This is a genomic window from Streptomyces sp. CA-135486 (genome assembly GCF_050936555.1).
Taxonomy (GTDB): domain Bacteria; phylum Actinomycetota; class Actinomycetes; order Streptomycetales; family Streptomycetaceae; genus Streptomyces.
On the sequence record NZ_JBNJMM010000002.1, the window covers coordinates 1,348,094 to 1,374,836 of the forward strand.

Annotated in this window: 23 protein-coding genes; 18 read left to right on the forward strand and 5 right to left on the reverse strand. The window is 70.7% G+C overall.

What is annotated here, in order from left to right; all coding sequences use genetic code 11:
- The first annotated feature begins 34 nt into the window (after positions 1–34).
- The 5 genes from ACQEVG_RS25570 (at position 35) to nudC (ending at position 10,283) form a co-directional block, all read left to right on the forward strand.
- Positions 35–3,430, forward strand: a complete 3,396-nt coding sequence (locus ACQEVG_RS25570) for an ATP-dependent helicase (protein WP_432987885.1) — start codon at positions 35–37, stop codon at positions 3,428–3,430.
- A gap of 64 nt (positions 3,431–3,494) precedes the next feature.
- Entirely contained in the window at positions 3,495–4,334 is an 840-nt protein-coding gene (locus ACQEVG_RS25575; protein ID WP_432987888.1) for a hypothetical protein, read from the forward strand.
- Between the two features lie 117 nt (positions 4,335–4,451).
- Positions 4,452–7,871, forward strand: coding sequence for an ATP-dependent helicase (locus ACQEVG_RS25580; RefSeq protein WP_432987890.1), 3,420 nt, complete (start codon positions 4,452–4,454; stop codon positions 7,869–7,871).
- Positions 7,872–7,881: 10 nt separating this feature from the next.
- Positions 7,882–9,294, forward strand: a complete 1,413-nt coding sequence (locus ACQEVG_RS25585) for a dipeptidase (protein WP_432987892.1) — start codon at positions 7,882–7,884, stop codon at positions 9,292–9,294.
- Positions 9,295–9,326: 32 nt separating this feature from the next.
- Entirely contained in the window at positions 9,327–10,283 is a 957-nt protein-coding gene (gene nudC / locus ACQEVG_RS25590) for an NAD(+) diphosphatase (protein WP_432987895.1), read from the forward strand.
- A gap of 29 nt (positions 10,284–10,312) precedes the next feature.
- Here the strand turns inward: nudC and ACQEVG_RS25595 are convergent, their stop codons facing one another.
- On the reverse strand, positions 10,313–10,555 hold the full coding sequence (locus ACQEVG_RS25595; RefSeq protein ID WP_404724215.1) for a mycoredoxin: 243 nt from the start codon (positions 10,553–10,555) through the stop codon (positions 10,313–10,315).
- Between the two features lie 78 nt (positions 10,556–10,633).
- Here ACQEVG_RS25595 and ACQEVG_RS25600 point away from each other — a divergent pair, with 78 nt between their 5' ends.
- The 5 genes from ACQEVG_RS25600 to ACQEVG_RS25620 all read left to right on the forward strand — a co-directional run bounded on the left by ACQEVG_RS25600 (position 10,634) and on the right by ACQEVG_RS25620 (position 14,602).
- Positions 10,634–12,913: an ATP-dependent DNA helicase UvrD2 gene (locus ACQEVG_RS25600; protein ID WP_432987898.1), complete on the forward strand. Its 2,280-nt coding sequence runs from the start codon at positions 10,634–10,636 to the stop codon at positions 12,911–12,913.
- Positions 12,914–13,078: 165 nt separating this feature from the next.
- Positions 13,079–13,405 carry a hypothetical protein gene (locus ACQEVG_RS25605; protein WP_432987901.1) on the forward strand — a complete coding sequence of 109 codons (327 nt, stop codon included), beginning with the start codon at positions 13,079–13,081 and terminating at the stop codon, positions 13,403–13,405.
- Between the two features lie 170 nt (positions 13,406–13,575).
- Complete coding sequence (locus ACQEVG_RS25610) at positions 13,576–13,944, forward strand: WhiB family transcriptional regulator (RefSeq protein ID WP_360873518.1); 369 nt, start codon at positions 13,576–13,578, stop codon at positions 13,942–13,944.
- Positions 13,941–14,264, forward strand: coding sequence for a hypothetical protein (locus ACQEVG_RS25615; protein ID WP_432987905.1), 324 nt, complete (start codon positions 13,941–13,943; stop codon positions 14,262–14,264). Before ACQEVG_RS25610 ends, ACQEVG_RS25615 begins: the two co-directional genes overlap by 4 nt.
- 137 nt (positions 14,265–14,401) lie before the next feature.
- The gene (locus ACQEVG_RS25620; RefSeq protein ID WP_432987908.1) at positions 14,402–14,602 is read left to right on the forward strand and encodes a hypothetical protein; all 201 of its coding nucleotides are present in this window, start codon (positions 14,402–14,404) and stop codon (positions 14,600–14,602) included.
- Between the two features lie 33 nt (positions 14,603–14,635).
- On the opposite strand, the gene ACQEVG_RS25625 is transcribed toward ACQEVG_RS25620, so the two are convergent.
- Both ACQEVG_RS25625 and ACQEVG_RS25630 read right to left on the reverse strand, forming a co-directional pair.
- The gene (locus ACQEVG_RS25625; protein WP_432987911.1) at positions 14,636–16,000 is read right to left on the reverse strand and encodes an ABC1 kinase family protein; all 1,365 of its coding nucleotides are present in this window, start codon (positions 15,998–16,000) and stop codon (positions 14,636–14,638) included.
- 65 nt (positions 16,001–16,065) lie between these two features.
- The gene (locus tag ACQEVG_RS25630; RefSeq protein ID WP_432987913.1) at positions 16,066–17,214 is read right to left on the reverse strand and encodes a ThiF family adenylyltransferase; all 1,149 of its coding nucleotides are present in this window, start codon (positions 17,212–17,214) and stop codon (positions 16,066–16,068) included.
- 233 nt (positions 17,215–17,447) lie between these two features.
- Between ACQEVG_RS25630 and ACQEVG_RS25635 the strand changes: the two genes are divergently transcribed.
- From ACQEVG_RS25635 to ACQEVG_RS25650, 4 genes are all read left to right on the forward strand, one after another.
- A complete protein-coding gene (locus tag ACQEVG_RS25635) occupies positions 17,448–18,071 on the forward strand; it encodes a M48 metallopeptidase family protein (RefSeq protein WP_432987916.1) in 624 nt (207 codons plus the stop codon).
- 108 nt (positions 18,072–18,179) lie between these two features.
- Positions 18,180–19,817, forward strand: coding sequence for a TerD family protein (locus ACQEVG_RS25640; protein WP_432987919.1), 1,638 nt, complete (start codon positions 18,180–18,182; stop codon positions 19,815–19,817).
- A 13-nt stretch (positions 19,818–19,830) separates the two neighbouring features.
- Entirely contained in the window at positions 19,831–20,511 is a 681-nt protein-coding gene (locus tag ACQEVG_RS25645; RefSeq protein ID WP_404724206.1) for an AIM24 family protein, read from the forward strand.
- A gap of 19 nt (positions 20,512–20,530) precedes the next feature.
- Positions 20,531–21,286 carry an AIM24 family protein gene (locus ACQEVG_RS25650; protein ID WP_432987922.1) on the forward strand — a complete coding sequence of 252 codons (756 nt, stop codon included), beginning with the start codon at positions 20,531–20,533 and terminating at the stop codon, positions 21,284–21,286.
- Between the two features lie 73 nt (positions 21,287–21,359).
- Here the strand turns inward: ACQEVG_RS25650 and ACQEVG_RS25655 are convergent, their stop codons facing one another.
- Both ACQEVG_RS25655 and ACQEVG_RS25660 read right to left on the reverse strand, forming a co-directional pair.
- On the reverse strand, positions 21,360–21,881 hold the full coding sequence (locus ACQEVG_RS25655) for an NUDIX hydrolase (RefSeq protein ID WP_432987924.1): 522 nt from the start codon (positions 21,879–21,881) through the stop codon (positions 21,360–21,362).
- Positions 21,878–23,320: a zinc-dependent metalloprotease gene (locus tag ACQEVG_RS25660; protein WP_432987927.1), complete on the reverse strand. Its 1,443-nt coding sequence runs from the start codon at positions 23,318–23,320 to the stop codon at positions 21,878–21,880. Before ACQEVG_RS25660 ends, ACQEVG_RS25655 begins: the two co-directional genes overlap by 4 nt.
- 219 nt (positions 23,321–23,539) lie before the next feature.
- Here ACQEVG_RS25660 and ACQEVG_RS25665 point away from each other — a divergent pair, with 219 nt between their 5' ends.
- The 4 genes from ACQEVG_RS25665 (at position 23,540) to ACQEVG_RS25680 (ending at position 26,725) form a co-directional block, all read left to right on the forward strand.
- Positions 23,540–24,667: an SDR family oxidoreductase gene (locus ACQEVG_RS25665; protein ID WP_432987930.1), complete on the forward strand. Its 1,128-nt coding sequence runs from the start codon at positions 23,540–23,542 to the stop codon at positions 24,665–24,667.
- Positions 24,668–24,746: 79 nt separating this feature from the next.
- Positions 24,747–25,205: a molybdenum cofactor biosynthesis protein MoaE gene (locus ACQEVG_RS25670; RefSeq protein ID WP_432987933.1), complete on the forward strand. Its 459-nt coding sequence runs from the start codon at positions 24,747–24,749 to the stop codon at positions 25,203–25,205.
- Positions 25,206–25,345: 140 nt separating this feature from the next.
- Positions 25,346–25,516, forward strand: a complete 171-nt coding sequence (locus ACQEVG_RS25675) for a hypothetical protein (protein WP_360873484.1) — start codon at positions 25,346–25,348, stop codon at positions 25,514–25,516.
- A 120-nt stretch (positions 25,517–25,636) separates the two neighbouring features.
- Positions 25,637–26,725 carry a YlbL family protein gene (locus ACQEVG_RS25680; protein WP_432987936.1) on the forward strand — a complete coding sequence of 363 codons (1,089 nt, stop codon included), beginning with the start codon at positions 25,637–25,639 and terminating at the stop codon, positions 26,723–26,725.
- The last annotated feature ends 18 nt before the right edge of the window (positions 26,726–26,743 follow it).

Here is a 26,743-nt window from a genome sequence, read left to right on the forward strand (position 1 = left end):
ACCACCAGCACACCCACCAGGACCGGCGATCCACGTGAGCTCCTCCTCCACCACCGGGCGTACGGCGTACCAGCAACAGGTACGTCAGGGGGCCCCCGCACGCCCACAGGGGCGTAGAGGGAGGACCTCCGGCGCGTACCGACTGGTGCGTACCCCACCGGGCCCGGTGGCTCCCCCTCTGCTGGACGCAACTCAGCGCGCGGTGGTTGACCACGGTCATGGGCCGCTGCTCGTTCTGGCAGGTCCGGGCACCGGGAAGACCACCACGCTGGTGGAGGCGGTGGCCGCGCGGGTGGCCAACGGGGCGGATCCGGAACGGATCCTGGTGCTCACCTTCAGCCGCAAGGCGGCGGTGGAGCTGCGCGACCGGATGGCGCTGCGGCTGGGCGGGTCGCGGGGGCCGCAGGCGACCACCTTCCACTCGTTCTGCTACGCGCTGGTGCGCGCGCACCAGGACGCCGACCTGTTCTCGGAGCCCCTGCGGCTGCTGTCGGGTCCCGAGCAGGACGTCGCCGTACGTGAGCTGCTGGCGGGTCAGCTCGACCTGGAGTCGGAGGGACTGGCGCGCAACCACTGGCCGGACGAGCTGCGGGCGTGCCTGACGACGCGTGGCTTCGCCGACGAGGTACGGGCGGTGCTCGCCCGGAGCCGGGAGCTGGGCCTCGGCCCGGACTCCCTGGCCCGCTTCGCGGCCCGCACCGGTCGTCCCGACTGGGAGGCGGCGGCGACGTTCCTCGCGGAGTATCTGGACGTCCTGGACATGCAGGGGGTGCTGGACTACGCGGAGCTGGTGCACCGGGCGGTGCTGCTGGCGGAGCGTCTGCCGTACAGCTTCCCCTACGACGCGGTGTTCGTGGACGAGTACCAGGACACCGACCCGGCGCAGGTGCGGCTGCTCCGGGCCCTGGCAGGGAGGGGCCGGACACTGGTCGCTTTCGGCGACCCGGACCAGTCGATCTACGCCTTCCGCGGCGCGGACGTGAACGGCATCCTCGACTTCCCCGACGCCTTCCGGCACGGAGACGGAAGCCCCGCGAGGGTGGCGGTCCTGACGACATCCCGCCGCAGCGGGTCGGACCTGCTTGCCGCGACCCGCCTGCTGACCCGCAGGATGCCGCTGCCCCGGCTTCCCGCGGAGAAGGCCCGCGCCCACCGGGAACTGTCCGCGGTCCGGGAGGGCGGCAGGGTCGAGACGTACACCTGTCCGACGGCCTCCACGGAACTCGACAACATCGCGGACATCCTGCGCCGGGCCCATCTGGAGGAGGGCGTCCCCTGGCACGACATGGCCGTCCTGGTCCGCGCCGGCGGCCGCACCATCCCCGCCATCCGCCGCGCACTCACCTCGGCAGGCGTTCCCCTGGCGATCGACGGCGACGACGTCCCCCTGCGCCACGAACCGGCGGTGACCCCGCTGCTGACGGCACTCCGCACGGTGGCGGAGGCGGCGACGGAAGGGGGTACGGCGCGCGAGGCGGAGCCCGAGGGCGAAGCCCCCGAGGGATCTGGGGGGCTCGCCCCCCAGGTTCGGGAAGGGGCGGGGGAGGGGAGGAACACCTGGCTCAGCACCGAGACCGCCGTCACCCTCCTCACCTCCCCCCTCGGCGGCATGGACGCCGCCGACCTCCGCCGTCTCGGCCGCGCCCTCCGCGATGAGGAGCGGGCCGGCGGCAACCGCGTCCCCCCGCCCTCCGACCAGCTGCTCGCCCGCGCCCTCGCCGAGCCCGAACGCCTCGTCGCGCACGACCCCGCGTACGCCCGCGGCGCACAGCGCCTCGGCGCGCTCCTGCGCAAGGCGCGCGAGCTCCTCGAAGGCGGCGGCACCGCCCAAGAGGCCCTGTGGGAGCTCTGGGACGGCACCCCCTGGCCGCAGCGCCTTGAACGCGCCGCCCTCCGCGGCGGCGCGGGCGGCCGCAACGCGGACCGCGACCTCGACGCCGTCTGCGCCCTCTTCGACACCGCCGCCCGCGCCGAGGAACGAACCGGCGGCCGCGGCGCCCTCAACTTCATCGAGGAGATCGAGGCCCAGGACATCGCCGCCGACACCCTCTCCCAGAGGGCCGTCCGCCCCGACGCGGTACGCCTGATGACCGCCCACCGCTCCAAGGGCCTCGAATGGCGCCTCGTCGTCGTCGCCGGCGTACAGGAGGGCCTCTGGCCCGACCTGCGCCGCCGCGGCTCCCTCCTGGAGGCCGACCGGATCGGCCGCGACGGCCTCGCCGAACCGCTCACCCCCGGCGCCCTCCTCGCCGAGGAGCGCCGGCTCTTCTATGTCGCGGCGACCCGCGCCCGCGACCGCCTGGTCGTCACCGCCGTCAAGGCCCCGGCCGACGACGGCGATCAGCCCTCCCGCTTCCTCACCGAACTCGGCGTCGAGCCCAAGGACGTCACCGGCCGCCCCCGCCGCCCCCTCGCCGTCGTCGCGCTCGTCGCCGAACTGCGCGCCACCACCGTGGACCCGCAGGCGACACCCGAGCTGCGCGACGCCGCGGCCCGCCGCCTCGCCCGCCTCGCCGCGCTCACCGACGACGACGGCCAGCCGCTCGTGCCCGCCGCACACCCCTACCGCTGGTGGGGCCTTTACGAGCCGACTCACAGCCGGCTGCCCCTGCGGGACCGGAACCAGCCCGTCACCCTCTCCGGCAGCGCACTGGACCAGCTCGCCAACACCTGTGCTCTCCAGTGGTTCCTGGGGCGCGAAGTGAAGGCGGACGCCCCTGCCACCGCAGCCCAGGGCTTCGGCAATGTCGTCCATGTGCTCGCGGACGAGGTCGCTTCCGGACAGACCCCGGCCGACCTGGCCGTACTCATGGAACGCCTGGACTCCGTCTGGGACGCGCTCGTCTTCGACGCCCCATGGAAGTCGCAGCAGGAAAAGGCGCATGCGCGCGTGGCGCTCGAACGCTTCCTGCGGTGGCACGTCATGGACCGCGGCGGCCGCGTCCCCGCCGCGACCGAGCAAGACTTCGACGTGACGCTGGAGGCGGGTGAGTACGAGGTACGCATCCGCGGCTCCATGGACCGCGTCGAGCAGGACGCCGAAGGCCGTGCGTACGTCGTCGACTTCAAGACCGGCAAGCAGACCCCGACCCGGGACGAGGTCGCCCGCCACCCCCAACTTGCCGTCTACCAGCTCGCCGTCCGCGAGGGCGCGCTCGACGAGGCCTTCGAAGGCCGCCGTCCCGAGCCCGGCGGCGCCGAACTCGTACAGCTGCGCCAGGCCGCCGCCAAGAAGGAGGGCGGCGAGGCGCTTCCCAAGATCCAGGCGCAGGAGCCGCTCGCGGGGGAGTGGGTCGGCGAGCTGCTCGCCACCGCCGCCGGCCGCGTCCTGGACGAACGCTTCACCCCGACCGCCGGAGCGCACTGCACCCACTGCGCGTTCCGTGCTTCGTGCAGCGCACAGCCCGAAGGCCGCCAGATAGTGGAATAGACGGCGCTGTGAGGCAGATCACGAGGGCCGTTCGGCAAACCACGTGATCCACGAGGAGAGGCACATGGGGGCCAAGCGGAAGTTCCTGGTCACGGCCGTGCTCTGGGGAGCCACGCTCGCCGGCCTTGCGGGCTGCTCCACCGGCGGCGAACTCAAGGCCCAGGGCAGCGTCGAGAAGAAGGACGCGGTGGCCGCCGCGACCACGAAGGCATCGGATGACCCGTTCGGCGGCCTGAGCGCCGACCAGATCGCGGACAAGGCGGTCACGGCCACCAAGAAGGTCGAATCCATGAGGATGGCGGGCCGGGTCGTGAGCGACGGCGAACCCCTCACCCTCGACTTCGCCGTGGACAGCAAGGGCTTCTGTACCGGCAAGCTCGGGATGAAGGGCGGCAGGGCCGAGCTGCGCCAGGTCGACGAAGTGCTGTACATGAAGGGCGACGAGAAGTTCTGGGATGCCTCACTCGGCGTGGAGGCCAAGGGACTCACCGCCCTGCTGAAAGGCCGCTGGTTCAAGGTGCCGGCGGGCAGTACGGCCGACATGGACGGGATCTGCGACCTCGAGGCGATGCTCGACGGTCTGGACAAGGACAAGTCGGATCGCCGGGGCATGACCAGGGGTCCCGACGCCGAGGTCGACGGCAGGCCCGCGGCGACCCTGGTGAAGAAGAAGACCGGCGGCAGGTCGACGACCATGTACGTGGCCAAGGAAGGCAAGCCCTATCTGCTCAAGGTCGTCAAGACCGGCGGGAACGAGCCCGGCACGATCGTCTTCTCGGAATACAACAAGCCGGTCAAGGCAGTCGCTCCGCCGGCCGACCAGATCGTCGACCTGGAGAAGCTGGGCACGGACTCGTTTGCGGCCCTGGACCTGGGCAAAGCATTCGGCGGCATCAGCGTCTGACTCGGCCGAGGGCCCGGCCCGGCCTACAGGCGCGGCGGGCTGGACCCCGGCCGAGCCCGGCTCGGCTGGGGCAGGTGGGGGCCCTCGCTGTCAGTGGTCCCCATTAGCCTCACTGAGGTGACCCCACGCATCACCGATCCCGAGCAGCTCAAGGAGCTTCTTGGGATCCCCTTCACCCCGGAGCAGACGGCCTGCATCACCGCGCCGCCCGCCCCGCAGGTCATCGTGGCCGGGGCCGGGTCGGGGAAGACGACGGTGATGGCCGCGCGGGTGGTGTGGCTCGTCGGGACCGGCCAGGTCGCACCCGAGCAGGTCCTCGGCCTCACCTTCACCAACAAGGCCGCCGGCGAGCTCGCCGAGCGCGTCCGCACGGCGCTCGTACGGGCCGGGGTGACGGACCCCGACGTCATCGACCCGGACAACCCCCCGGGCGAGCCGCGCATCTCGACCTATCACGCCTTCGCCGGACAGCTCCTCACCGACCACGGTCTTCGGATAGGCCTGGAGCCGACCGCGCGCCTGCTCGCCGACGCCACCCGCTATCAGCTCGCCGCGCGCGTGCTGCGCGAGGCGCCGGGCCCGTATCCCTCGCTCACCAGATCCTTTCCGTCCCTGGTCAGCGACCTGCTCGCGCTCGACGCGGAGCTCGCGGAGCATCTCGTACGCCCCCAGCAGCTCGCCGCGTACGACGCGGAGCTGCTGCGCAGTCTGGAGAGCGCCCGGCTCAGCAACGCCGAGCTGCGCAAGGTCCCCGAGGCGGCCGCGGTCCGCCGCGAACTGCTCGATCTGACCGTCCGTTACCGCGAGGCGAAGCGCGCCCGCGACCTCCTCGACTTCGGCGACCAGATCGCGCTCTCCGCCGAGCTGGCACTCACCAGGCCCGAGGTCGGGTTGATTCTCCGGGACGAGTTCCGGGTGGTCCTGCTCGACGAGTACCAGGACACATCGGTGGCCCAACGGCTGCTTCTGTCCAGCCTGTTCGGGCAGGGCACCGGCCATGCCGTGACCGCGGTCGGCGACCCCTGCCAGGCCATCTACGGCTGGCGGGGCGCCTCCGTCGCCAATCTCGACGACTTCCCGGCGCACTTCCCCTACTCCGACGGCCGCCCCGCCGCCCGCTTCTCGCTGAGCGAGAACCGCCGCAGCGGTGGCCGGCTGCTGCACCTCGCCAACGGCCTGGCAGCCCCACTGCGGGCCATGCACGAGGGCGTCGAGGCGCTGCGCCCCGCCCCCGGCGCCGAGCGCGACGGCATCGTGCGCATCGCCCTCCTGCCCACCCACGCGGAGGAGATCGAGTGGCTCGCCGACTCGATCGCCCATCTGGTGCGTACGGGCAAGGAGCCCGGCGAGATCGCGGTCCTGTGCCGTACGGCCGGCGACTTCCCCGAGATCCAGGGCGCGCTGGTGGCCAGGGACATCCCCGTCGAGGTCGTCGGCCTCTCCGGACTGCTCCACCTCCCCGAGGTCGCCGACCTGGTGGCGATGTGCGAGGTCCTGCAGGACCCGGGTGCCAACGCCTGCCTCGTACGCCTCCTGACCGGGCCGCGCTGGCGCATCGGCCCGCGCGACCTGGCGCTGCTCGGCCGCCGGGCCCGGCTGCTCGTCCACCGCGACGCGTCCGACGGGACGGACCCGGACGAGCGACTGGCCGCGGCGGTCGAGGGCATCGACCCGGCGGAGGTCATCTCGCTCGCCGACGCGCTGGACACGTTCCCGGAGTCGGGCGGCGATGACGACGACCTGCCCTTCTCCGCGGAGGCCCGGGTCCGCTTCGCCCGTCTCGCCGCGGAACTGCGCGACCTGCGCCGCTCACTGGCGGACCCCCTGATGGACGTCCTGCACCGGGTCCTGGCCACCACCGGCCTCGAGGTCGAACTCTCCGCGTCCCCGCACGCCCTGGCCGCCCGCCGCCGCGAGACCCTCGCCAACTTCCTGGACACAGCGGCCGGTTTCGCGGCGCTCGACGGGGAGGCCACGCTGCTCGCCTTCCTCGGCTTCCTGCGTACGGCCGCGCAGTACGAGAAGGGCCTGGACAACGCCCTGCCGGGCGGCGAGAACACGGTCAAGGTCCTGACGGCGCACAAGTCCAAGGGCCTGGAGTGGGACGTCGTGGCGGTCCCCGGACTGGTCGCCAAGCACTTCCCGAACGACCAGGCACGCGAGGCCTGGACCTCCCAGTCCAAGGTTCTGCCGCATGCGCTGCGGGGCGACGCGGTCACGCTCCCGGACATCCCGTCCTGGGACGCGAAGGGTCTGAAGTCCTTCAAGGACGCCATGAAGGCCCACCAGCACACGGAGGAACTGCGCCTCGGCTACGTCACCTTCACCCGCCCCCGCTCCCTGCTCCTGGGCTCGGCCCACTGGTGGGGCCCGACCCAGAAGCGCCGCCGGGGCCCTTCGGAGTTCCTCCAGGCGCTGTACGACCACTGCGCGGACGGCTTCGGCGAGATCGAATTCTGGGCCCCGGAACCGGACGAGGACGCGGAGAACCCGTCCCTTCACGAGACGACGGGCGAGCAGGCCTGGCCACTCCCACTGGACACCGCATCACTGTCGCGCCGCCGCGAGGCGGCGAACACGGTGCTGTCCTACCTGGACGCGCTTTCGCAGACCCCGGACGGCGTGGCGGAACCGGAGGACCTGGATGTTCCCCAGGACGCGGACGAGCCTGAGGACCTGGAGGACATCGACTGGACGCCGTGGGACGACGACGAGCAGGTCGACCTCCCACACCAGCGCCGCGAGACCCCGGAGGTCGGGGGCGAAGCCCGGGTTTCAGGAAGAGGCGGGGCAGGGGAGCACCCCTCCACCCCCGAAGACGCCCGCACCATCGCCTCCTGGGACCGTGACCTCACCGCTCTCACGCGCGAGCTCCACCGCACCCGCGCCGCCGTCCGCGACGTTCCCCTTCCCTCCTCCCTCTCCGCCTCTCAGCTCATGCGCCTCGCCGCCGACCCCGACGGCTTCGCCCAGGAAGTGGCCCGCCCCATGCCCCGCCCCCCGCACCCCGCCGCGCGCCGGGGCACCCGGTTCCACGCCTGGGTGGAGTCGCGGTTCGAGGAGCTGCCGCTTCCGATGCTCGGCCCGGACGAGCTGCCGGGGGGCGACGAGGACGACCCCGAGATCGCCGACGAGCGCGACCTGACCGCGCTCAAGGAAGCGTTCGAGCGCACCCCGTACGCCCGCCGTACCCCGTTTCGCGTGGAGTCCCCGTTCCAGATCACCCTCGCCGGCCGAGTGATCCGGGGCCGCATCGACGCGGTCTACCTGACCGACCCGGGAGGGGGCGCCCCGTACACGTACGAAATCGTCGACTGGAAGACCAGCCGCACCCTCACCGCCGACCCCCTCCAGCTCGCCATCTACCGCCTCGCCTGGGCCGAGCAGCACGACCTCCCCCTCGAAGCCGTCAACGCCGCGTTCGTCTACGTGCGCAGTGGAGAGATCGTCCGCCCCGACGCCCTCCCGGGGCGCGCCGAGCTCGAACGCATCCTGCTGGGCGAGACGGCCGACGAGACACCCACCGTCGCCCGTTAGGCTCACGTGCATGAGCGACACCCCGGACAGCGTCGTCCGTACGTACATAGGGCAGCACCGCGCCGCCTTCCTCGACGACCTCGCCGACTGGCTGCGCATTCCGTCCGTATCGGCACAGCCCGACCGCGCGGCGGACGTACGGCGCAGCGCCGACTGGCTCGCGGCCACGCTCAAGGAGACGGGCTTCCCGGTCATCGAGGTCTGGCCCACGCCCGGTGCACCCGCGGTCTTCGCCGAGTGGCAGTCCGGCGACCCGGACGCACCCACCGTTCTGGTCTACGGCCATCACGACGTCCAGCCCGCCGCCCGTGAGGACGGCTGGCACACCGACCCGTTCGAGCCGCAGACCGTCGACGGCAGGATCTACGCCCGCGGTGCCGCGGACGACAAGGGGCAGGTCTTCTTCCACACCCTGGGTGTACGGGCCCACCTCGCCGCCACCGGCCGCACCGCGCCCGCGGTCAACCTCAAGCTGCTGATCGAGGGCGAGGAGGAGTCGGGCTCGCCGAACTTCCGCGCCCTCGTCGAGGCGAACGCGTCCCGTCTCGCCGCCGACGCCGTGATCGTCTCGGACACCGGCATGTGGTCCGAGACGACCCCCACAGTCTGCACCGGCATGCGCGGCTTCACCGACTGCGAGATCGAGCTGTACGGCCCCGACCAGGACATCCACTCCGGCTCCTTCGGCGGCGCGGTCCCCAACCCGGCCACCGTCGCCGCCCGTCTCGTCGCCGCGCTGCACGACGCCGACGAGCAGGTCACCATCCCCGGCTTCTACGAGGGCATCACGCCGCTGACCGACGCCGAGCGCGAGTTGTTCGCGGAGCTCCCCTTCGACGAGGCGTCCTGGCTGAGCACCGCCAATTCGCACGGCACGCTCGGCGAGGCCGGGTACTCCACGCTGGAGCGCGTCTGGGCCCGCCCGACCGCCGAGCTGAACGGCATCGGCGGCGGCTATCAGGGCCCCGGCGGTAAGACGATCATTCCGTCGTCGGCCATGCTGAAGCTCTCCTTCAGGCTGGTCGCAGGCCAGGATCCGGGCCGCGTCGAAGAGGCCGTCCGCACCTGGGTCGCGGCCAGGATTCCCGTCGGCATCCGCCACGAGCTGACCTTCGGCCCCTCGACCCGCCCCTGTCTGACGCCGCTCGACCACCCCGCCCTGCAGTCGGTCGTACGGGCCATGAGCCGGGCCTTCGACGGGCAGAAGATCCGCTTCACCCGCGAGGGCGGCTCGGGCCCCGCCGCGGACCTTCAGGATGTCCTTGAGGCGCCCGTGCTCTTCCTGGGCATCTCCGTACCGTCCGACGGCTGGCACGCGCCCAACGAGAAGGTCGAGATCGACCTTCTCCTCAAGGGCGTGGAGACGACCGCACACCTGTGGGGCGACCTCGCCGCCGCCCTGAGCCGAACGTCGCCGAACTGACACCCAATCCACCCGGGGGAGTTGGAAGTACCGTGAGCACCAACAGCTACGCCGTCCCAGACCGCCCGATCGGTCTCACCGCGCCGAGCGGCATCGACCGCGAGGCACACCACCGCCTCGACGAGGCCTGGCTGGCGGCGGCGTGGAGCCACCCGACGACCCGGGTCTTCGTGGTCTCCGGGGGTCAGGCGCTGGTCGACGACACCCCCGACGGCCGCACCGAGCTCGTCATGACGCCCGCCTTCGAGGCTCCCGTCACCGAGACCCATCGCTACTTCCTGGGCACCGACGAGGACGGTGTGCGGTACTTCGCGCTCCAGAAGGACGCCCTCCCCGGCCGTATCGACCAGTCCGCGCGTCCCGCGGGGCTGCGCGAGGCCGGACTGCTGCTCGCCCCGCGCGACGCGGCCCTGCTGGTGCACGCGGTCGCGCTGGAGAACTGGCAGCGGCTGCACCGCTTCTGCTCACGCTGCGGCGAGCGCACCGTCATCGCGGCCGCGGGTCACATCCGCCGCTGCCCGGCGTGCGGCGCCGAGCACTACCCCCGTACCGACCCGGCCGTGATCATGCTCGTCACCGACGGGGAGGACCGCGCACTGCTGGGCCGCCAGCTGCACTGGCCGGAAGGGCGCTTCTCCACGCTCGCGGGCTTCGTCGAGCCGGGTGAGTCGATCGAGCAGTCGGTGCGCCGGGAGGTCTTCGAGGAAGCGGGAGTCAGCGTCGGCGAGGTCGAGTACGTCGCGAGCCAGCCCTGGCCCTTCCCGTCGAGCCTGATGCTCGGCTTCCTGGCGCGGACCGATCCCGCGGGCTCCTCCGAGATCAATGTCGACGGCGAGGAGATCCACGAGGCGCGCTGGTTCTCCCGGGACGAGCTGCGGGCCGCATTCGAGTCCGGGGAGGTGCTGCCTCCCTTCGGGATCTCGATTGCGGCCCGCCTCATCGAGCTCTGGTACGGCAAGCCGCTGCCGAGGCCCGGGGATGTCGCTTAACGGGTGCTCGGCGATCGCTGAGCCGTCGCTCAGACGCCGATCTTCTGCTTGACCTGGGCCAACGAGGGGTTGGTCAGCGTCGAACCGTCCGCGAAGAGCACGGTGGGAACGGTCTGGTTGCCCCCGTTGGCCTTCTCGACGAATGCCGCGGAGTCGGGGTCCTGTTCGATGTTGATCTCGACGTACGTGATGCCCTCCCGGTCCATCTGGCTCTTCAGCCGACGGCAGTAGCCGCACCACGTGGTGCTGTACATCGTCACAGTGCCCTGCATCGTCTCTTCGCTCCTCGGTCTCGTCTCGCTGTGTCATCGGGTGTGCTCGATACGTGTTCGCGTGTGCGCACCGAGTAGATGAACGTACGTGACCTGGCCACCATTCCCGCATTAGTACGACTGCCCCCGCCCCCCTGTGGACAACTGCCCCAGCCACCTCCCGGGACCTGGCAGCATGGCGGTGTGACAGCAGCAACGCACTCCTCCCTTTTCCCGCAGGTCCCCGAGTCGGCGGACGCGGTGCTCGACGGGCTCGACCCCGAGCAGCGCGAAGTGGCGACCGCCCTGCACGGTCCGGTGTGCGTGCTGGCAGGCGCCGGCACGGGCAAGACGCGGGCGATCACCCACCGCATCGCGTACGGCGTGCGTGCGGGCATCATCCAGCCCGCCAGCGTGCTGGCCGTCACCTTCACCAACCGCGCCGCGGGCGAGATGCGCGGCCGACTCCGCCAGCTCGGCGCCGGCGGGGTCCAGGCCAGGACCTTCCACTCGGCCGCCCTTCGCCAGCTCCAGTACTTCTGGCCGAAAGCGGTCGGCGGTGAGCTGCCCCGGCTGCTCGACCGCAAGATCCAGCTGGTCGCCGAGTCCGCCGCCCGCTGCCGCATCCGGCTCGACCGCAATGAGCTGCGGGACGTCACGAGCGAGATCGAGTGGGCCAAGGTCACCCAGACCGTGCCGGCCGACTACCCGGCGGCGGTCGCCAAGTCGCACCGGGACGCCCCGCGCGACCCGGCCGAAATCAGCCAGATCTACGGGATGTACGAACAGCTCAAACGCGACCGCTCGGGCATCGACTTCGAGGACGTTCTGCTGCTGACGGTCGGGATCCTCCAGGACCGGCACGACATCGCCGACCAGATCCGCCGCCAGTACCAGCACTTCGTGGTGGACGAGTACCAGGACGTGAGCCCCCTTCAGCAGCGGCTCCTTGAGCTGTGGCTGGGCGACCGGGACAGCCTCTGCGTGGTCGGCGACGCCAGCCAGACGATCTACTCCTTCACCGGAGCGACCCCCGACCATCTGCTGAACTTCCGCACCCGACACCCCGACGCGACCGTCGTCAAGCTGGTTCGCGACTACCGCTCCACACCGCAGGTCGTCCATCTCGCCAACGGCCTGCTGAGCCAGGCCCAGGGCCGGGCCGCCGAGCATCGCCTCGAACTGATCTCGCAGCGGGAGGCCGGCCCGGAGCCCGCCTACACGGAGTACGGGGACGAGCCGGCCGAGGCCGAGGGCACGGCCCGCCGCATCCGCGACCTGATCGCCGCAGGCGTCCCGGCCGGCGAGATCGCCGTGCTGTACCGGGTCAATGCCCAGTCGGAGGTCTATGAGCAGGCGCTCGCCGACGCCGGAGTCCCGTACCAGTTGCGCGGCGCCGAGCGTTTCTTCGAGCGCCAGGAGGTACGGGAGGCCGGCGTCGCCCTACGCGGCGCGGCCAGGGCCGGGGGCAACGATTCGCTGCTCGACGACGCGGAGGACCTCCCCGCCCAGGTCCGGGCCGTGCTGTCGACGAAGGGCTGGACCACCGAGCCGCCCGCCGGTTCCGGGGCGGTGCGCGATCGCTGGGAGTCGCTGGCCGCGCTGGTCCGCCTCGCCGAGGACTACGCCCGGGCCAAGCCGGACGCGACCCTCGCCGATCTGGTGACCGAACTGGACGAGCGTGCCGCCGCTCAGCATGCCCCCACCGTCCAGGGCGTCACGCTCGCCTCGCTCCACTCGGCCAAGGGCCTGGAGTGGGACGCCGTGTTCCTGGTCGGGCTCACCGAGGGCATGATGCCGATCACGTACGCCAAGACCGAGGATCAGGTCGAGGAGGAGCGTCGGCTGCTCTATGTCGGCGTCACCCGGGCCAGGCTCCATCTGTCCCTGTCCTGGGCGCTGTCCCGTTCACCGGGCGGCCGCGCCTCCCGCCGCCCCACCCGCTTCCTGAACGGGGTGCGACCGGGCTCCGTGGCCCCCGGTGCACGCGGAGCGGGCGGCGCGGGCGGCATCGAGCGCGGCAGCGGCGGCCGCCGCAAGCGGCGCGGCCCCGTGCTGTGCCGGGTATGCGGCAAGACGCTCACCGACGCGGGTGAGATGAAACTGATGCGGTGTGAGGACTGCCCCTCCGACATGGACGAGGCGCTGTACGAGCGGCTTCGCGAGTGGCGCTCGGACCAGGCGAAGGAGCTGGGTCAGCCCGCTTACTGCGTGTTCACCGACAAGACCTTGATGGCGATCGCCGAGGCCGTGCCGGGGGACGAGGGGGAGTTGGCCGGGATCTCCGGCGTCGGCGGCCGCAAGCTGGAGCGTTTCGGCGCCGATGTGCTCGCCATCTGTGCAGGTCAGGAGCTTGGTGGAGCGGACGAGGAGGACTGATACAAACTCGTCGAGAAAATAGTTTGCGCCCGCCCCAGCAAGCCCCATAGGTTCTTAACCACGGGAACAGCGACTTCTCTGAAGCCCTGTCCTCGTGCTGTACTTATCCGAATACGCGTGATCGGCCCCGGCCGGTCCCCGAGACGCCGAGAGGAGGCGATTCCAGTGATCAGCATCAAGACCCGCTTCACCAGCACCGACAAAATGACCGATCGCTCGGTCGTCTCCGCCTGCACGCTCGGCTTCTCCGCGGCGTTCAACGGCACCGGTGTGTCCGGCATCTCCGCCGTGCGTCCGGTCTCCGGTCTGGGCGGACTCCCCGTCCTGGAGCGCAATGAGCGACCGACCAAGGCACTGGAAGCAGCAGTAGCAGCGGCAAAGGCTAGGGCCTATGCCTTTGCGGCGGCCAGTGCCGGCACCAAGAAGCAGCAGACGCAGCACCACACGATGTGGGCCTTCCGTGGGCTCGAACCCTGGAGTGATCCAGCCTGATCCAGATCAGGCCGGCGCCTTCAGGGCCGCGGAACCCCACCCGGGATCCGCGGCCCTTCTGTTTTCCCCGAACGGGGAGACCAGAGCGAAGGGGCCTCGGGACAAGCAGCACCCGGTACCAGCCGACACCCGGCCAACAGGCCGGACCGACCAGACGAGGAAAGACCACCGTGCAACTCGAAGCGCACGCCCCGTCCGTACCGCCTTCCGAGACGATCCCCCCGCCCGCCCTCACGGAGGACTCCACCTTGACTCCGCTCACTGCGCTCACCGCGCTCGACGACGCCATCGAGAACCTCGGCGTACCCGTCCCCTGCCGTGCCTACGACCCGGAGGTCTTCTTCGCCGAGTCCCCGGCCGATGTCGAGTACGCCAAGTCGCTCTGCCGCACCTGCCCGCTGATGGAGGCCTGCCTCGCGGGCGCCAAGGAGCGGCGTGAGCCGTGGGGCGTCTGGGGCGGCGAGCTCTTCGTCCAGGGCGTGGTCGTCGCCCGCAAGCGGCCGCGTGGTCGCCCGCGCAAGAACCCGGTCGCGGCATGAACGCCATCGGAACCATCGACCGACCCGTCACGCACGATCCCCAGAAGCAGGCCCCAATGACCTCTTCCACGAGCGAGCCGTCCGGCTCCGCCACCCCAGACGTCACCACCACCGGCGCGAACGCCTCGCGTCAGAACAGGACCCGTGAGATGCAACTCATCCCAGAAGCCATGGCACGTGCGCATATGCACGATCGCCTGCGCGAAGCCGACGCGGAACGCCAGGCCCTGCGCCTGATCGCCGCCCGGAAGATGCAGCGCCGTGCCGAACGTGTCTCGATGCGCGCCCGCCGCGCACTGGCCATGGCCGTCATGCACTGACCGCACACATGAACTGACAGCAGAAGCAGTAGCAGTAGCTGACCCGCGGGGGCCGGTCCGAACGGACCGGCCCCCGCGGTGCGTTGTCCCGGTGCGTTGTCCCTGCGGCCGGTCCCTTTCGGGGTTATCGTCACGAGGTGGACCAGCAGCAGACTCCTCACCCTGCGCAGCCGGGTGCCGAGAGCATTGTGTGTTCCCACTGCGGCGCCGTCGCTGAGGGACCGCCGCCCACCTGGACCTGCTCCGTGGAGAACGGCACTCGCCACTACTACTGCGACGACTGCGCACGCGCCAACATCAGAGCGATCGAGGGCGGGCTCGACTCCGCCTGGTGGTGACGGCCGCGTGCCGACCGGGTACCGCTGACCGGATCAGGCCCGCGCCTCGACCGCCTCGCCGTCCTCCTGGTCGTCCGCCAGAAATCCGGGAAGCCACGAGTCCAGCTCGTCGCGCAGCCGCACCGTGGCGTTCAGCTGGCACAGCACCCCGATCGTGCTCAGCGTCACCCGGTGTATGAGCAGATACGAGGGCGGCAGATTGAGCTGCTTGCCCAGCTGATGGGCGGGGGAGCGGATATCGGCGATCCGGGTGGCCTGGTGGCGCATCCAGCTCCGGGTGAAGGTGAACTCCTCGGCCTCCGCGGGCTCGATGATCGGCAGCAGATACTCGAGCACGGAGTCCGGGTCGAGTTTGATGGTTTCCTTGACAAAGCCCGCCTCGCGCAGCAGCTCGTAGACCGCTTCGGCCTCGCCATCAATCGTCATTCGCAGACAGTCGCCGATGGTCTGCGGCAGCCCACCGGGCAGCCGGTCAACGGTGCCGAAGTCCAGTACCCCGAGCCGCCAGCCCCCGCCGTCCTCCGCCGGGAGCAGCCGGAAGTTCCCCGGGTGCGGATCGGCGTGCAGCAGCCCCGTGCGTGCCGGACCCGAGAACAGGAAGCGGGCCAGCAACTGCCCCGCCCGGTCCCGCTGCTCGTCCGTGCCGTCGGCGATCACCTCGGCCAGCGGGATCCCGTCGATCCACTCGGTCACCAGCACCTGGTCACACTGATGCACCACATCCGGCACCACGACATCCGGGTCGTCCGCGAACTCGGCCGCGTGCTCCCGCTGTGCCTGCGCCTCCAGCTCGTAGTCCAGCTCTTCCGACACCCGGTCACGGAGCTCGGCGATCAGCGGCTTGATGTCCATCCCCGGGATCAGCGGACCGAGCAGCCGGGCGAACCGGCTGAGCTGCGTCAGATCCGACAGCAGCGCATCCCCCGCCCCCGGGTACTGCACCTTCACCGCGACCTCGCGCCCGTCGTGCCACACCGCCCGGTGCACCTGACCGATGGACGCGGCGGCAGAGGGCTTGTCCTCGAAGGAGAGGAACAGCTCCCGCCACTCCGTGCCCAGCCGCTCCGTCAGGACCGAGTGGACCGTGCGCGTCGGCATCGGGGGCGCCGCGTCCTGCAGCTTGGTGAGAGCCGCGCGATAGGGGCCCGCGATCTCCTCGGGGAGCGCCGACTCGAAGACGGACATGGCCTGCCCGAACTTCATCGCACCGCCTTTGAGCTCACCGAGGACCTTGAAGAGCTGTTCCGCCGTGCGCTGTTGCAGCTCCCTCGCCACGATCTCCGCGGACTTCCCGCCGATCCGTTTGCCCAGACCCCACGTGGCACGGCCGGCGAAGCCCAGTGGCAGCGCGGCCAACTTGGCGGTCCGGGTGACCGCCTTCCGGGGAAGATCAGACATGCGCCCCTCCAAATCCCAGACAGCCGTGCCGCGTTCGCCTGATGGCAGTACCTCACTGACGGCGGTTACCCAGCCATTGTCTCGTGCGACGGCCCGAACCCTGAGGTGTGCCCCCTCTCACTTTTCCCGGCTGCCCTGCAGAGGCAGTCGAGGTGCGGTGTGATCGTCTCCGATCGCCAGTCCAGCAGAGGCAGGGATGTCTCCCATCGCGCTCCCGTGCTCGCGGGCAGCTCCCCGTCGAGAAACGACAGCGCATGAGCCGCCGTCATCCCCGCCACCGCAGTGGCGAGGGCGAGATCGCAGGCCGGAGCCGCGCTGCGACGGCCGCCCGAGCGCCACTGCGCGAGCAGCCTCGCCCTGCCCGGGTCGCGCTCGGCCCGGAGCAGCTCCAGGCAGCCGGCGCAGGCCGTGCCGCCGGGCAGCACCAGCGGGCCCACCACGCCGGTGGCTTCGACAACCCCCGCGTACAGATGCGGGGTGCCGGTGGTGATCCTGTCCTCGGCCGCGGCCGGATCGGGCATATAGGCCGCGAGCCCGTCCCGTGGAGCCACCACGATCAGCGAGAGGCCGGGCTCGCCCCCGGCCGGTGCCGTCGTCGACTCGGCCGCGCGCGGTGGGCGGTCTGGCGCGGACCGCCGCACCAGCTGCCGTGCCGCCGCGTCCCGCCGTTCGCCGACCGCCTCCGTCGGCAGGCCGCCGGGGGCCACGTCCCACGGCTGCGCGCATCCTCCGTCAAGCACCTCGACCCGGCCCACTCCGGAGGCGGACAGCGCCGCGGCGACCGTCGCACCCACCCGGCCCGCGCCCCGGACCTGGACGCGCATCGCGCGCCTGGCCGCCAGGCGCTGTATTCCGGCGCCCGGTTCCGGGTGGACCACGGACAGCGATGCCAGATCGGGGCGCAGCCGGTCGAGCGCGCCTGTCCGTTTCCGTAACGCATCGGCCGTAGGTCCGCCGGCCGTCGGATCGTCGAGCAGTCCGGCTCTCGCCAACCGCTTGACCAGAGCGTCCACTTGTCCCTCGGGCAGACCCCTCACCCGCGCCTCCTCGCGCAACAGCGGCAACCCCCGTGTGCCGTCCAGGAGCTCGAGGAGTGAGCCCGTCGCCGTGTCCACCGGGCCGACCGCCACCGCATGCGCGGGCGTCACCCCGAACTGCACGGTCTGCCGCTCCCGCCATGCCCGCCTCAGGGCAGGCTTCACCATCGGATGCATTTCCACTTCCCCGTTCCCCGATCTCGTCGAAGTGTTGTGAAGGTCTTGTCGGATCTCCACGCCGATCTGTGGTCTGATCTGCTGTCAGAATGCACGCTCGCGCCGACAGCTGTGAAAAGTTGTCCACAGGCACCTGGTATTAGTCGTTCAAATGGTGCACGCCATGGAGTGGATCATGCTCGAACCGTCCCGGAGGCGGGACTTCCCCCACTGACAGCGGGTAACGTCGGGGCGTGTCCGTCGACCCTTCCCCTCGCCTCGCTGGGGAGACCCCACCGCGCAGCTCCGGGAGTCAACAGCGCAGTGCGATCAGCCGCCCGTCCCGCGGATCGGGGACGAGTGCGGTCGAGGTCCGCAGGAGCGCCCGGCGCAGCAGAACGGTCTCCGCCTATCGGGAGGGTGACCGGACCATCGTCCTCATTCCCGCCAGGATGTCGGAGGCGGAGGAGCGGCGCTGGGTCACCGTCATGCTCGACAAGCTCGCCGCGCAGGAGTCCAAGCGCATCCTCGGCGACGCCGAACTGGCCGAGCGGGCCGAGAGCTTGTCCGCCCAGTACTTCGACGGGCGCGCAAGACCGACATCCGTGCGATGGGTGACGAATCAGAACACCCGCTGGGGCTCCTGCACCCCCGCGGAGGGCAGCATCCGTCTGTCGCACCGTCTGCAGGGCATGCCCGAGTACGTCGTGGACTATGTGCTCGTCCATGAGCTGGCCCATCTTCTTGTGCCGGGACACGGGCCGCGGTTCTGGCAGCTGCTGGAGGCGTATCCCCGTACGGAGCGGGCCCGAGGCTATCTCGAGGGCGTCGTCGCCGCCGACCGGCTGCCCCACCTCCCCGCCGCGCGCGGAGAGTGACGATCTACGGTCCTGTACCGAATGGGTACCGGCTTGGCTCAATCTCGGACTCAGCCGTTAGCCTGTCGCGACGTAATCATATTTCGGGATGGGGGACGGTCGTTACGCATGGCCAGGGAATTCCAACGCGGCCACAAGGCCAAGATCAGTGATCTCACGCCGGGAACAGATCTGTACGTAGGTGTGCAGATCGCCGCTCCTGGTTTGACCTTCGACATCAGCTGCTTCGGACTCGACGCCAACGAGCAGCTTTCTGACGACCGGTACTTCATTTTCTTCAACCAGCCGAAATCGCCGGAGGAGTCCGTCCAGCTGCTCGGCGCGCAGGCCGGTGACACGGAGTCCTTCCGTGTCACTCTGGACCGCATTCCGGCCAACATCCACAAGCTCTCGTTCACCGCGACGATCGACGGCGCCGGGCAGATGTCACAGGTCGGGCCTGGGTACATCCGCATCGTCGCGGGCGGCGAAGAGGTCGTGCGGTACGCCTTCACGGGTTCGGAGTTCACCACCGAGCGCGCGGTGATGCTCGGCGACTTCTACCTGAAGGACGTGTGGCGCTTCGCCGCCGTCGGGCAGGGCTTCGACGGCGGACTCGACGCGCTGCTCAAGAACTTCGGCGGCGAGGTCGCCGAGGAGCAGCCGGCCGCACAGCAGCCGCAGGGCGCCGCGCCGTCGTTCGCGCCGCCCGCGCAGGCGACCGCGCCCCCGGCGTTCGGTGCGCCCGCCGCGCCGCAGATGCCCCAGGCCCCCCAGCCTGCGCCCTCCTTCGGCACACCGCCCGCCCCGGCACCGGCCCCGGCGCCCGCTCCTGCGCACAACCCGCAGATGCACGCCGCGCCCACCATCGCGGCGCCGATGACCCCGCCGGGTGGCACCGTTCCGCCGCCGCCCGCCCCCTCGCCGTACGGACAGCCGCCCCAGCAGCCGCAGTACGGCCAGGTCCCGGGTCAAGTGCCGGGCCAGCTGGCCGGACAGCCGGGCCAGGTCCCGCCGGGCGCGCCTGCCCCGTACGGACAGCAGGCACCGGCCCCGTACGGACAGCAGCAGCCCGCCGGCATGCCGCAGGGAGTCCCGCAGGCAGGCGCCGGGCTTCAGGCCGCCCTCCAGCCCTACCGCGAGACCCCCACCGGTCAGCGCTGGACCCCGCAGAACCAGCAGCTCATGCGGGTCGATCTGACCATGGGAGGCACGCCCGTCCTGGCCCGCCAGGGCAGCATGGTGATGTACCAGGGCAAGGTCGACTTCAGCTACAAGGGCGCCGGTTTCGCCGGTCGCATCGTCGGCAACGCCACCGGCCAGGAGATGCAGTTGATGCGCTGTTCCGGCCGCGGCCAGGTCTTCCTCGCCGAGAACGGCGCGCATCTGCACACCATCGAACTGCAGGGCGACGGCATCTGTGTCTCCGCCGAGAACGTGCTCGCGTTCGACGAGACCCTGCAGCACGAGGTGCGCAGGATCGAGGGCCACGGCATCCCCGGCGGCGCGCTGTTCACGATGATGTTCAGCGGCACCGGCACGGTCGTCGTCAAGACCCATGGTGTTCCCGTGGTGCTGCCGGTCACGCCGACGACGTTCGCCGACTGCAACGCCGTCGTCGCCTGGTCGGCCGCCTCCCAGGTGATCCTCTCCAGCCAGGTCCGGCTGCGTCGCAACGCGTACCCGGGACACAGCGGAGAGACCGTCAATCTCCAGTTCCGGGGTGCCCCCGGGAACTTCATCGTCGTCCAGCCGTACGAGGTCTGAGGGAGCCCGAAAAATGAACCAGCAACTCGCGGGCTTCGCCCCGACCCCGATCGCGGCCCGGATGGAGAACCACGGCCGCGCCATGCTCAAGGTGGCTATGGCCGGCGGCCAGGACCTGTATGCACGCACCGGCTCGATGGTCGCCTACGAAGGCTTTGTGCAGTACGAGCCGAACCCGCCCGCCGTCCGCCAGATCGCCTCCCAGTGGGTGACCGGCGAGGGCGCGCCCATCATGAAGTGCTCCGGCGACGGACTGCTCTACCTCGCCGACTACGGCGCGGACGTCGTCGTCATCAACCTCAACAACGACTCGCTCTCGGTCAACGGCACCAATCTGCTGGCCTTCGACGCGCACCTGCAGTGGGGCGTCGAGCGGGTCAAGGGCCTGGCCAAGTTCGCCGGCCAGGGCCTGTGGAACATCGAGATCTCGGGCACCGGCTGGGTGGCCCTGACCTCGCGCGGCACGCCGATCGTCGTCGACTGCGGCCGCGGCGAGGACGAGACGTACGTCGACCCGGACGCCCTTGTCGCCTGGTCCCCGAACCTCAAGGTGAAGGGCAAGCGCAGCTTCAAGGCGTCCTCGCTGATCGGGCGGGGCAGCGGAGAGGCCTACCAGATGGCCTTCTCGGGCCAGGGCATCGTCGTCGTACAGCCGAGCGAGGACAGTACCGACCGCTTGCGGATCCGGAACTGAGGGGGAGCGAGAACACATCATGCAGAGTCCGCTTTTCAGCTACACGGAACAGCAGTCGCAGGACCGGTACGTCGTGCAGAACCCGCAGCTCCTGCGGGTCTCGCTGACCGGCCACGACGACATCCTCGCCCGCAAGGGCGCCATGGTCGCGTACCAGGGCCTCGTCGACTTCGACGGCGAGTACCAGACGAACAACCAGCGGCGGGCCCGTGCCAACACCGGCGAGGGCCTGGACCTGATGCGCTGCTCGGGGCAGGGCACCGTCTACTTCGCCAACCTCGCGCAGTACATCCACGTAGTGGATGTCGACCAGGACGGCATGACGGTCGACAGCGCCTATGTGCTGGCGCTCGACTCCACGCTGCACACCGAGGTCATCGCGGTGGACAGCCAGTACGGAATCTCCGGTTCCGGCAAATATCAGCTCAATATCTCCGGCCGGGGCAAGGTCGCGCTGATGACCTCGGGCCAGCCGCTGATGATGCAGGTGACGCCCGACAAGTACGTCAATGCCGACGCCGACGCGATCGTCGCCTGGTCCTCCGCCCTGCGGGTGCAGATGCAGGCGCAGACGCACTCTTCGGGCGTACGGCGGCGGCGGGGCAACACCGGCGAGGGCTGGGAGCTGAGCTTCCTCGGCCAGGGCTTCGCGCTGGTGCAGCCGAGTGAGGTCATGCCGCCGCAGAGCGCGGAGATCGGGCAGGGCCTGCGCGCGCAGTACGGCGTGGGCCAGCACGGTGCCCACGCCCAGAACCAGAACAACGCCTGGAGCTAGCAGGATGTACGCGTAACACGGTGCACGAGTAAGGGGCGGCCTCCAGGAGGCCGCCCCTTACTTCATTCCGTGGCTACAGCGCCGAGCGGGTGTGATCGAGGAGTCGTACGACCGACTCGTCGGCCACGCCCGCCACCTCGTCGTACGCGAACCAGCGCAGATCGAGCGACTCGTCGCTGATTTCCGCGACCGCCCCGGCCGTAGCCAGCGCCGCGTACTGCACATCGAGATGCCAGTGGCAGGGCGCCGGAATCGCATGCCGGTCAAGGCGCACCGGACCACCGCGCAGCAGGGTCAGCCCGGCGACCCCGGACTCCTCCGTCGCCTCCCGCAGCGCGGCATGCGCGAGCGTCGCATCACCGGGCTCGCAGTGGCCGCCCATCTGCAGCCACATGCCGAGCTTCTTGTGCAGCGTCAGCAGCACCCGAGCGCGCTCCGGGTCGATGACCAGTGCGCTCGCCGTGAGATGCCCGGTCCCGCAGGACTTCCACATCCCGTCCGGGTGCGCTGCCAGATGGTCCAGATAGAGCTGCCGCAGCTCCTCCTGTTCGTCGTAGCTCTTCAGTACGAGAACGGCGTCGTCGTGCAGGCTCACTTGTCGGTGTCGTCCTTTTCATCCCTGTCGCCGTCGTCGCCCTTGTCGCCCTTGTCGAGTTTCGGCGTGCCGCCGCCTGCCGCCTCGCCGAGCATCTTGTCCAGCTCGGAGAAGTCGAGCTGCTCACGGTGGACGAAGCCGTCCGGGTCGTCCAGATCGGTGGCCGTCGGCAGCATGTCCGGGTGCGACCACAGGCCGTCGCGCCCGTCCACGCCCCGCGCGTCCGTGAGAGAGGCCCACAGCCGCGCTGCGTCCCGCAGCCGTCGTGGCCGCAGCTGGAGGCCGATCAGCGTCGCGAAGGTCTGCTCGGCGGGGCCGCCCGAGGCACGCCGCCTGCGCAGCGTCTCGCGCAGCCGGTCCGCCGAGGTCAGCCGGGTCGAAGCGGCCTCGTGCACAACCGCGTCCACCCAGCCCTCGACCAGCGCGAGGGCGGTCTCCAGGCGGGCCAGCGCCGCCTTCTGCGCCGGGGTGTCCTCCGGCTGGAACATGCCCTGCTGGAGGGCCTCCTGCAGCTGCTCGGGGTGCGTGGGGTCGAGCTGGCCGACCACGTCCTCCAGCTTGCTGGTGTCGACCTTGATCCCGCGCGCGTAACTCTCCACCGCGCCGAACAGATGCGAGCGCAGCCACGGCACATGTGCGAAGAGCCGCTGGTGGGCGGCCTCGCGCAGGGCGAGATACAGCCGCACCTCCTCCTTCGGCACTCCGAGGTCCTTGCCGAAGGCCTCGATGTTCAGCGGCAGCAGCGCGGCCTTGCCCGCCGGGCCGAGCGGCAGGCCGATGTCGGTCGAGCCGACCACCTCGCCCGCGAGCGCGCCCACGGCCTGTCCGATCTGCTGGCCGAACATCGCGCCGCCCATGGAGCGCATCATGCCGATCAGCGGGCCCGCCATCGCCTGCATCTCCTCGGGCAGCACATCGCCCATGGCCAGGCCGACACGCTCAGCGACCGGATCGACGAGCTGCTGCCACGCGGGCAGGGTCGCCTCGACCCACTCGGCACGGCTCCACGCCACCGCGGTGTTCGCGCCGGAGGGCAGTGAGGTCGCGCCGTCCAGCCACAGGTCGGCGAGGCGCACGGCCTCCTCGACCGCCGTCCGCTCGGCCGGGCCCACGCTCTCGTCCTTCGCGCCGTCCGGAGTGCCCTGGGAGACCGTCTGGCGCGCGATCTGCTTGGCCATGTCCCAGTTCACCGGGCCGCCCTCGAAGCTCAGCATCTGGCCGAGCTGCTGGAATGCCGCGCCCAGGTCGTTCGGGTTCAGGGAGCCGAACATCGCGGCGAACGGATTGTCCGCGCCCTGCCCGGAGCCGAAACCGAAGGGATTCGCCGGGGAGGGCCCGTCGGCGCCCTGGCCACCGCCGGCGGGATCCTTCTTCTTGCCCTCGTCGCCGTTCTCCGGCTCCTCCGGCGGAAGGCCGAATCCGAATGGGGTGTCACTCACGGGGTTCCTCGGCTCGTAGGGCCGCCGGCTTCCTGCCGGCGGCGAATGCCCGACAACACCACCAGCCTAAGCGGCTGCGGGTCTGCCGGAGTGGCCTCGACATCCGGGCCGCATATGGGCTCGGTGCTCCGCCGACTCCTGGCCTGCGGCAGGATGGACGCCACCTGGTACGTACGCGTCATTCGCTCACGTACTGAAGACAACCGCTGGAGACGCCTGGTGAGTTCCCCAGATCCGCAGGTTCGCGCAGCGCGAAACCGCTCAACCCAGACCGCAGGCCGCGGGTCGGCAGGCCGTGGTCCCGTCGTCGCGGTCACCGGCGCCGCCACCGGCGTCGGTGACCTGCTCACCCGGCGGCTGGCCGCGTCCGCGGAGATCAAGCAGGTCATCGCGATCGACGAGCGCCGGGGTGAGGTCTCCGAGGCGCAGTGGCACATTCTCGACGTACGCGACCCGGCCATCGCCGAGAAGCTGCGCGGCGCCGACGTGGTGGTGCACCTCGCGCTCGACCTCGACCTGGAGACCGACTCCGCCGCGCGTAGCGCGTACAACGTGCGCGGCACCCAGACCGTGCTGACCGCGGCGGCGGCCGCCGGTGTGCACCGGGTCGTCCTGTGCACCTCCGCCATGGTCTACGGGGCGCTGCCCGACAACGACATCCCGCTGTCCGAGGACGCGGAGCTGCGCGCCACCGCCGAGGCGACGGGCGTCGGTGACCTTCTGGAGATCGAGCGCCTGGGCCGCCGTGCGCCGCGCGCACACCCGGGGCTCAACGTCACGGTGGTAAGACCCGCCGTCCTGGTGGGCGGTACTGACACCGCGCTGACCCGCTACTTCGAGTCGCCGCGACTGCTGGTGGTCGCCGGATCCCGTCCGACCTGGCAGTTCTGCCATGTCGAGGACCTGGTGAGCGCGCTGGAGTACGCCGCCCTGGAGAAGGTCGAGGGCGAGCTGGCGGTCGGCTGTGACGGCTGGCTGGAGCAGGAGGAGGTCGAGGAGCTCAGTGGCATCCGGCGGATGGAGCTCCCATCGGCCGTCGCCCTCGGCGCGGCGGCCAGGCTCCACCGGATCGGCCTCACCCCGTCCCCGGCAGGGGACCTCGCGTACACGATGCACCCCTGGGTGGTCAGTGTGAGCCGGCTCCACGACGCGGGCTGGCGTCCGCAGTGGACCAACGAGGAGGTCCTGGCCGCGCTGCTGGAAGAGGTGGAGGGGCGGCACACCGTCGCCGGCCGCCGTCTCGGCCGCAAGGACGCGACTGCCGCGGGTGCCGCGGGTGCGACGGTGGCGCTGCTCGGTACGGCCGCCCTGGTCCGGCGTGCGCGCAAGGCGCGGCGCCGTCTGTAGGAGGCTCCAACGCGCTGCCCCGGCGGCCGGTCGGATCCGCTGTTCCGCGATGTCAGTGGCGTACGGCACGATGGAGGGCATGGCAAGCAGGTACGACCACCCCGGCGAGCAGGCCGCGCAGGACCCCATCCGGCTGCTCGCGATCCGTGAGACCCCGCTCTCCGTCGACGAGGTCTTCACGGCCGTCGGCGACGACGCCACGGGAGGCACCGCCCTCTTCGTCGGCACCGTGCGCAATCACGACGGCGGGGCGGATGTCGACACGCTCGGGTACTCCTGCCACCCCTCGGCCGAGGCCGAGATGCGCCGTATCGCCGAGAAGATCACGGCGGAGTTCCCCGTGCGGGCGCTTGCCGCCGTCCACCGTGTGGGTGACTTGGAGGTCGGCGATCTGGCGGTCGTCGTCGCCGTGTCCTGCCCGCACCGCGGGGAGGCCTTCGAAGCGTGCCGGAAGCTGATCGACGACCTCAAGCACGAGGTGCCGATCTGGAAGCACCAGAAGTTCTCCGACGGCACGGAAGAGTGGGTCGGCGCGTAGGGCTGTCGGCGGGGGCTGAAACCCGTACGCTGCCAAGCGCCCCAGTTTGCGTAACCGCACCCCTGCCATGAGCGTTGAACCAGCAGACACTAATCTGTTGATCACTCAGTTCCGGTTGCTCATGGTGTAGGGAGGTCGCGATGGCGGCACTCGCTTGGCTGCTCATTCCGCTGTTCGCTGCCGTCGGTGCCGCGATATGGGGAAGTTGGGCCTCACGGAACCGGACGACCGGGGATGTGGCCGAGCTTGCCGGCTATGCGCGGTTCCGCGACGCGATGGAGAAGGCGGGCTCCGGAACCGACGCCGTATGACCCGGGTGTGACAGCGCCGATCCGAGTGTGCCCCGGCCGGGGACCGTACGCAGCTGCCAAGTCGCCCGTACGAACCGGCCCCGACGGTCCCGTGACAGACCCGTCCCGTACTGTCGTTCCATGCCACGCCGCACCGCGACGATGCTCGCCTCCACACTGATCTTTGTCGCGCTGCTCTGCGCAGGGGTGTTCATCACTGTGCCGTATTCGGAGATGTCGCCCGGACCGACGGTCAACACCCTCGGCGCGGCCGGTGGCGAACCGGTCCTGCAGATCTCCGGCCGCAAGACCTACCCGACGACCGGTCACCTCAATATGACGACGGTCAGGGTCACGGGCGCGGACTACAAGATGAACCTCGTCGAGGCGGTCTACGGCTGGCTGGCCCACGACAACGTGGTGGTGCCGCACGACACGCTCTACCCGGGCGGCAAGACGGAAGAGCAGTCGACGCAGGAGAACGCGGAAGAGTTCACCCAGTCGCAGGAGAGCGCGAAGGTCGCGGCGCTGCAGCAGCTGAGGGTCCCGGTGAAGACGCGCGTGGTCGTCTCCACGGTCGTCAAGGACACGCCCGCCGAGAACCGGCTGCACGCGGGCGATGTGATCCGGGCGGTGGACGGCACGGCGGTGAAGGAGCCCGCGGATGTCGCGAAGCTGGTCGTGAAGCACAAGCCCGGGCAAAGCGTCGTCTTCACGATCGTCCCCGCGAAGGATGCGGCCGCGGCGGAGAAGGCGGGCAAGGAGCCTTCGGGCACCGAGAAGGTCACGATCACCACGGTGAAGGCGGACAAGGACAACCGGGCGATTGTCGGCATCCAGGCCGGGACTGACCACACCTTCCCGTTCGGCATCGACATCAACCTGGCGGACGTCGGGGGCCCGAGCGCGGGCCTGATGTTCGCGCTCGGGATCGTCGACAAGCTGACGCCGGGGGACCTCACGGGCGGGAAGTTCGTGGCAGGCACGGGCACGATCGACGACAAGGGGAAGGTCGGCCCGATCGGGGGGATCGAGATGAAGCTCGTGGGGGCGCGGAACGCCGGGGCGGAGTATTTCCTGACGCCGAGTGAGAACTGCGCGGCGGCGGCGTCGGACATTCCGAAGGGGCTGACGCTCGTGAAGGTGAACACGATCGACGATGCGGCGAAGTCGCTGGAGAAGATCAGGTCGGGGGACACGGCGGGGTTGGTGGGCTGCGGTAAGGGCTGACGGGGCGGGGGAGAGCAG